The organism is Clostridium luticellarii (genome assembly GCF_002995845.1).
In the GTDB taxonomy this organism is placed as follows: Bacteria; Bacillota; Clostridia; order Clostridiales; family Clostridiaceae; genus Clostridium_B; species Clostridium_B luticellarii.
The window spans coordinates 1-5,861 of the sequence record NZ_PVXP01000116.1; the positions used below are offsets into that span (position 1 = coordinate 1).

Below are 5,861 nucleotides of genomic sequence, written 5' to 3' on the forward strand. Positions count from 1 at the left end.
GTATTTATACTGTTTAAATGAGATTGAGTGAAATTATATATACCTTCATGATAATCAGTGTAACTCTCTTTTGTGAAATCACTTATATTTATACTAAGTTTAATACTGACTATTAAAAGCATTCTTATAATTACTATAATAGCTAAAAAATAGTTGAATTTATGACTATACTTAGTTAAAAACTTATCTTTTATAATAATTATTCCAAATATTAATATCCCCGCTAACAAACTTGTTCTTAAAACTTCTAAAAAAATATCTCTCATAACAATTACCTATTCTTTATCCATTTTTCAAGATCATCTAAGTCTTCATTAGTAATTTCATCACTTTCCTCAAGGGTGGATATTATACTTTTTAATGACTTTCCATGAAGATAATTAAAGAAATCTTTAGTCTCAAATTTTAAGTAATCATCCTCCTCTACTGTTGATGTATAATAGGATTGTTTCCCTATTCGTTCTGTAACAAGAAATTCTTTTTTTACAAGCCTTGATAAAGTTTTAGATGTAGTACTAAGTTTCCATCCTAAAACCTTTTCCATATGGTTGGCTACCTCCTTTGTAGATACTTTATCTTTTTTGCTCCAAATAAATTTCATTATTTCAAGTTCCGTTCTAGGAATTTTCTTCATTTCTTAATCAACCTTTCTTTCATTTTTTATCTTAACTAAAGTATATGCGACAAATGTCGTAGTGTCAACATTTTTATAAAAATTTATTTATTACAAAATAGTAAACTTAAATAATAACTGTATATATAAATCAGTTCTAGAACTACTTCTTTAGGAATGTAGTTCATTAAATTCCTTACATAAATGTGATATGATTACCGATCAAATAAGCATCAAGGGATACATGGAACCTTTTATGATAGCAAGTAATATAAAATATGATAATTTGTGACTGATGGGATTTTTTTAAATACCTTAAGAAATGATGCTGCTAATATGTCCTTAAAGAGATTAAGAAAAATCACCAGCTAGGTTATAGTTAAAATGTGAAACAAAGAATAAAACTTTTGATTTATATAGATACATTTATGATATGCTTTTATTTATCGTTTTTCTCAATATTTTCAAAAAAAACCTTTACTTTTACACTTGTAAAAGTAATAATTATGAAATTAATGATAATGTTACTAAAACAAAAAAAGCAACTATTTCTGGTATATCCTTTTCTTATAAAGACGCACCTGAGAGTGTTAAATCTGATTACTTAAAAAATGCTAGAGCTTTAGGTGTACAAGTTACCAATGATAGCAACATATTTATTCCTGATTTTGATATTTCTAAATATAATCTAAGTAAAAGCGATTCTCAGAAAGCTGCTGTTGAATCTTGGGCCATACAAGATTATGGATCTTATTTTATCTCAACTGAACTTTATACTGGAAGACAATATACAGTAAGTAAATCAGCACTTGTAGGCTATAATCATGTTACTTCTGGTAATCCAGTTCACCTAACTCAACTATTTTTAAATATTTTTGCATATAAATATCCAAGACATAATAGCGTAACTGTAGATTCAATATTTGGTATACAACCCATGACGCAGTTCTTTCATTTCAACAATTCGCTGGATTGTCAAATGATGCTACAGTTGGCCCCAATACTTGGAATGCATTTTCATCCTATTGCTTTCATTGAAGCAGAAATTATCTGCCATATATGCCATAAAAAATTATCTAAAAGGTAGAAAAAGCCAAGAACAATTATCAAAAAAATATAATGCTGCAAAACTCTGATTGGAACGGCAAGATTATCACTAGTGACTAGTCATAACCACCCCTAAAATAGATGACTTGCACAAGCCCTATAAAGTCATAATACTTCCAGCGTCACTTAATACTCCGAGACCGCTGTTATCAAAGTTTCCTTTGGCAGTCTTTTTATCATAAACACATATCATTTTATCAACTCAAATCATTTTAATTCTGGATATTAAAAAAATCAGCTTACTACACCATTAATAAGCCAATTTAATATAAATATTTCATTCTGTTTATAATTATCTTACTTTAGTACTTTCCTTATCAACTCAATTTCATCAATATCTAAATCTGTCAATTTTTTTATTGTTTCGTTGTCCATACCTTTTTTTATTGCTCTCTTGACTATCTCTATAGTTTTTTCTTTTTTTCCTTCATCTTTTCCTTCATCTATTAAGCTTTTACCGAGTTCAGTCATTTTCAACTTCTCCTGCTGATTTTAAAGCCTCATTATACAACTTCACTGACATTCTAAAACCGTTCTCTATTAATACATCTAAATACTCCTTTAAACTATTAATTTTTTTACACTCTTTTGCCAACAATAATATACCCATAAGTCCAATTGTTCTTAATAATACTGTTTCTGCAAAATGCCTGGCTGATCTATCATCTATTATCACTCTTTTTATTTTTAATTCTTTTGCTGCAACCATTACTTCAAGTTCGCCTCTATGAAGTCTTCCATACAATTGTTCTATCAAAAGTTTATTTTTTACACTATATACTTTTATACGGCCGTTTTTCACAGCTTCAATTAATTCTTCTGCTCCTATATTTTTAACCTTTTCACCTGTTGTTATTTCTCTATAAACCTCTTCTGTAATATAAACCTCATCAAAAATTTCCCACAGCAAATCTAATTTTTTAATGATACTCAATCCTATAATGGGACTTGAATTACATACAGCTTTAATCATTTTTGTTTTCTCCCAATTCATCTTTAAAATCTTTTACTGCAATTTCATCCAGGCGGAACTCATCTTCCGTATATTCATTCCAGGGTATATTTTTATTTTTAAGCAAAGTCATAAAATCGGCAAGTTCCATTTCTGCTATTTCCGCTGCCCGTGCTAAAGATACTGATCTACTGGTAAATAATGCAATCGCTATAGATATTTTTATGTTGTCATCTAAAGATTTTGAAAGACCTAAATCTTCTATAAGAGGTATTAAGTCATTAGATATATTTAAATCAACCTTTACTTTTTCAGCACTCATTTATTTCACACCCTTACTCATCATTTATTATAATTATACCCTATAATATAGATAAATTAAATTATCTGGTGTAAAAAGCCAGAACTTTATTGTATCAATTTTATCTGCAAGATTTTGCGTATCCTTTACTGAACACTCAATAGTCAGCATTATGTCATCTTAAGTCTTTTCATCTTCTCTAATCTTTTGTACTCCCTTTACTACAATTTCAGCAACTTTAGAGCCAGCTACTTCTGCCATTCGCAACAGCCTCTTCTAATTCCTTTTGTTTTTCTTCATTTAATTTTATTGTATTAATAATCTATTTACTTATTTCTTGAATTTCTGGTTCTGTCTTTTCTTGCAGATTATTTTTCAGTTCTTCAGTTAACCATTGATTCACTTTCATTCTTATCTATTGTCTTTCTCATTGGAAAATATTAATAAGTCTTTTAACTATCTCCACATTAGAATCTAAATTTATATTTGCTACTTTTTCTAAGATATCATAATATCCTCTAACATTAAGCCATCTTTAAAATACTTATATCATATTCATCAATTACTTTTACAATTCCGATTTCTCTGTATTGCTTAGTTCTATTTATAAACTATTACATATATGAATTTTTCATTTCTTCAATAGTTTCTATCATCTCTTCCCTAAATTTATCAGAACCCAAAACCTCTACAGAATCCCCCTGGCTCAAAAGCCACATCTTTATTCCCTTTCCGAATACTCTGGCTTCCACCATGTATTCACCATTTTTTTCTTCTACTATTCTGGCATTAGGCAGTTTGTCTGAAACTGCCTCTATGGATCTGCCTGTATATCTAAATTTTACCCTTTCCAATTCTCCCGCCTGCATGAATTGAATCAGCTTTCTGAACTCTCCATCCTTAAACCTCTTACTATAATCCACCTTGTATTTCATATCTGTAATAACCAGCTTCTCAATCCTATCCACTCTATAAATGGCAGGATATTCATAAGTTTTACCTTCTATTAAAGCTATAAGATAAAAATAATACTCGGAAAACAAAAGTCCCTGAGGATACAAAGTTCTTTTTGAAATTTCCTTCTGTATCTTTCCACCTGCTCCAATTTTAAAATATTCGATTTTCAACACATTTTTGTCTTTTATTGCACTACTTATTTTCCAAAGTTTATCCAAAAGCTTTTTGCCGTGTCTTGGTGAAACATAATTCATAAGTTCATTTCCTATAATATATTTAATATTTTCCTTGTCTCTACATATACAATTATCAAGAAGCTTGTAAATTATATCTTTTATTTCTGACTCTATAAAACCTCTGCTCTCTAAAATCACTTTACAAACTGCCAAAACTTCCTTTTCATTAAGATTTTTTTCATATCCACTTTTTAAAATATATCCTCCCTTTTCTCTGTCCGATATAATTTTCTCTCCCATTAGCTCGCCATTGGATTCATCTTCTACAAATCTCTTTATGTCTTTTATGTATCTATAAAAAGTTCTTTCATTAATATTAAACTTATCTATTACATCATCCTTTATAACTACTTTTCCTTCTTTTAACTGATTATAAATGAACAATAATACATCTGCTTTAAATCTTTCCATATTATATATATTGTCCTTCCCTATGTTTCCTTAATACTTTATTAATTAGTTATACATATATACTTATAATTCCTTCTTTTTCTGCAATTTTTTCTTATACATTTCAAGATCAGCTTTTTTTATTAAATCACTAAGAGTCATTTCACATTCTGTTTCCTTTTTATACTCACAAAATCCATAACTCAAACTGAAACTATAGCTATTATTATTTTTATTGCTTTCTTCCAATCTTAAATTAATTCTATTTAGAATTTTGTGAACTTCTTCTATCGTTGCACCGGGAAATACTACTAAGAACTCATCCCCACCCATCCTGATTACAAAATCAGTTTTTCTAATACTATCTTTCAGAATTTCAGCTGTATTCATCAAAAGCCTGTCGCCTTCTTGATGGCCAAAGTTATCATTTATTGTTTTTAAACCATCTACATCAACAAAACAAACAACAAGGTTTTTATTATTGATCTTTGAAAAAGTGAGTTCTTTATCCAGCAATTCCAGACCTGATCTTCTGTTTAATACTCCAGTCATAGCATCTGTACTTGCATAATAGTTTAATTTTTCTTTTTCTATACACAGCTTTTTAAACATATCATCTTTTTTTCTCAAAAGTTTAATAAGTGTCTCTTTGTCCATATCCTCATAATCCACGCAATACCCCTGCCCTCAGCATTTATATATTACACTTTCAATTATATATGGTCATAATGACATAGACTGTCAGTAATAATAAAATTACCTATAATCTGACTCTTGCAGGATCTTTCACTATACCTGGATGCTCAAGTACACCGCCTAGATTTGCACCATTTGCAAAGAATTTAGCACCATATTCTTCTGTTGCTATAGCCATACCAATTGCATTTTTAGCCATGGCTATAGGAGAATATCCAATTAATCCATCAAATCCAAGTCCGGGAATATGCAAAACTTCATCATATCTCAGTGAATAAAGCTGACCTTCTTTATTGTAAACATAGTAAATCTGTCCCCTATCATTTCTGTCTACTGTTTCCACAGTCTGGATAGTATCGGTATTTTCATTATGTTTACCTCCTAAAAATGGGTATGAAAAAAGCACTTACTTTATTTAAGTTAAGTGCCTTTTTAAACCTTATTTTAAATTATTTAAATAGAAAGTGTTTTTGCAAACTTATATGAAATTAAACAGTTACTGTCCGTATATTTATATGCATCTTCTTCAACTCTTTCCATCGTCAATAGACAGTTGCTAAATTTTTCAATTATTATGAGTTTATAATTGAAAATTCCTATATTATAAAT

The 5,861-nt window shown here is 29.1% G+C and carries 7 protein-coding genes and 2 pseudogenes; 1 reads left to right on the forward strand and 8 read right to left on the reverse strand.

Going from position 1 to position 5,861, the window contains the following annotated elements:
• Both CLLU_RS19000 and CLLU_RS17910 read right to left on the reverse strand, forming a co-directional pair.
• The coding region (locus tag CLLU_RS19000) for a hypothetical protein (RefSeq protein WP_207656032.1) at window positions 1-266 on the reverse strand (266 nt) is incomplete at its 3' end.
• Between the two features lie 5 nt (window positions 267-271).
• A complete protein-coding gene (locus CLLU_RS17910; RefSeq protein ID WP_106011124.1) occupies window positions 272-634 on the reverse strand; it encodes a BlaI/MecI/CopY family transcriptional regulator in 363 nt (120 codons plus the stop codon).
• Between the two features lie 412 nt (window positions 635-1,046).
• On the opposite strand from CLLU_RS17910, the gene CLLU_RS19610 reads away from it, so the two are divergent.
• Window positions 1,047-1,700 (forward strand): hypothetical protein, encoded by a 654-nt coding sequence (locus CLLU_RS19610; protein ID WP_106011125.1) that lies wholly within the window; start codon window positions 1,047-1,049, stop codon window positions 1,698-1,700.
• A gap of 317 nt (window positions 1,701-2,017) precedes the next feature.
• On the opposite strand, the pseudogene CLLU_RS17920 reads toward CLLU_RS19610, so the two are convergent.
• The 6 genes and pseudogenes from CLLU_RS17920 to CLLU_RS17950 form a co-directional block, all read right to left on the reverse strand.
• A pseudogene (locus CLLU_RS17920) lies at window positions 2,018-2,206 on the reverse strand (hypothetical protein); the annotation flags it as partial.
• A complete protein-coding gene (locus CLLU_RS19490) occupies window positions 2,184-2,714 on the reverse strand; it encodes a PIN domain-containing protein (protein ID WP_420866712.1) in 531 nt (176 codons plus the stop codon). The pseudogene CLLU_RS17920 and the gene CLLU_RS19490, both read right to left, overlap by 23 nt.
• Complete coding sequence (locus CLLU_RS17930) at window positions 2,686-2,994, reverse strand: UPF0175 family protein (protein ID WP_106011127.1); 309 nt, start codon at window positions 2,992-2,994, stop codon at window positions 2,686-2,688. The genes CLLU_RS19490 and CLLU_RS17930 overlap by 29 nt, the downstream gene beginning before the upstream one ends.
• A gap of 593 nt (window positions 2,995-3,587) precedes the next feature.
• Window positions 3,588-4,577, reverse strand: a complete 990-nt coding sequence (locus CLLU_RS17940; protein WP_106011128.1) for a helix-turn-helix transcriptional regulator — start codon at window positions 4,575-4,577, stop codon at window positions 3,588-3,590.
• 63 nt (window positions 4,578-4,640) lie between these two features.
• Window positions 4,641-5,228 carry a GGDEF domain-containing protein gene (locus tag CLLU_RS17945; protein ID WP_106011129.1) on the reverse strand — a complete coding sequence of 196 codons (588 nt, stop codon included), beginning with the start codon at window positions 5,226-5,228 and terminating at the stop codon, window positions 4,641-4,643.
• A gap of 94 nt (window positions 5,229-5,322) precedes the next feature.
• A pseudogene (locus CLLU_RS17950) lies at window positions 5,323-5,589 on the reverse strand (phage portal protein); the annotation flags it as partial.
• Window positions 5,590-5,861 lie beyond the last annotated feature (272 nt).

Excerpts from the sequence above, each read along its gene's own strand:
- CLLU_RS19610 (WP_106011125.1), top strand. The coding sequence starts at position 1,047 with ATGCTTTTATTTATCGTTTTTCTCAATATTTTCAAAAAAAACCTTTAC.
- CLLU_RS17910 (WP_106011124.1), bottom strand. The coding sequence starts at position 634 with ATGAAGAAAATTCCTAGAACGGAACTTGAAATAATGAAATTTATTTGG.
- CLLU_RS17940 (WP_106011128.1), bottom strand. The coding sequence starts at position 4,577 with ATGGAAAGATTTAAAGCAGATGTATTATTGTTCATTTATAATCAGTTA.
- CLLU_RS17930 (WP_106011127.1), bottom strand. The coding sequence starts at position 2,994 with ATGAGTGCTGAAAAAGTAAAGGTTGATTTAAATATATCTAATGACTTA.
- CLLU_RS19490 (WP_420866712.1), bottom strand. The coding sequence starts at position 2,714 with ATGAATTGGGAGAAAACAAAAATGATTAAAGCTGTATGTAATTCAAGT.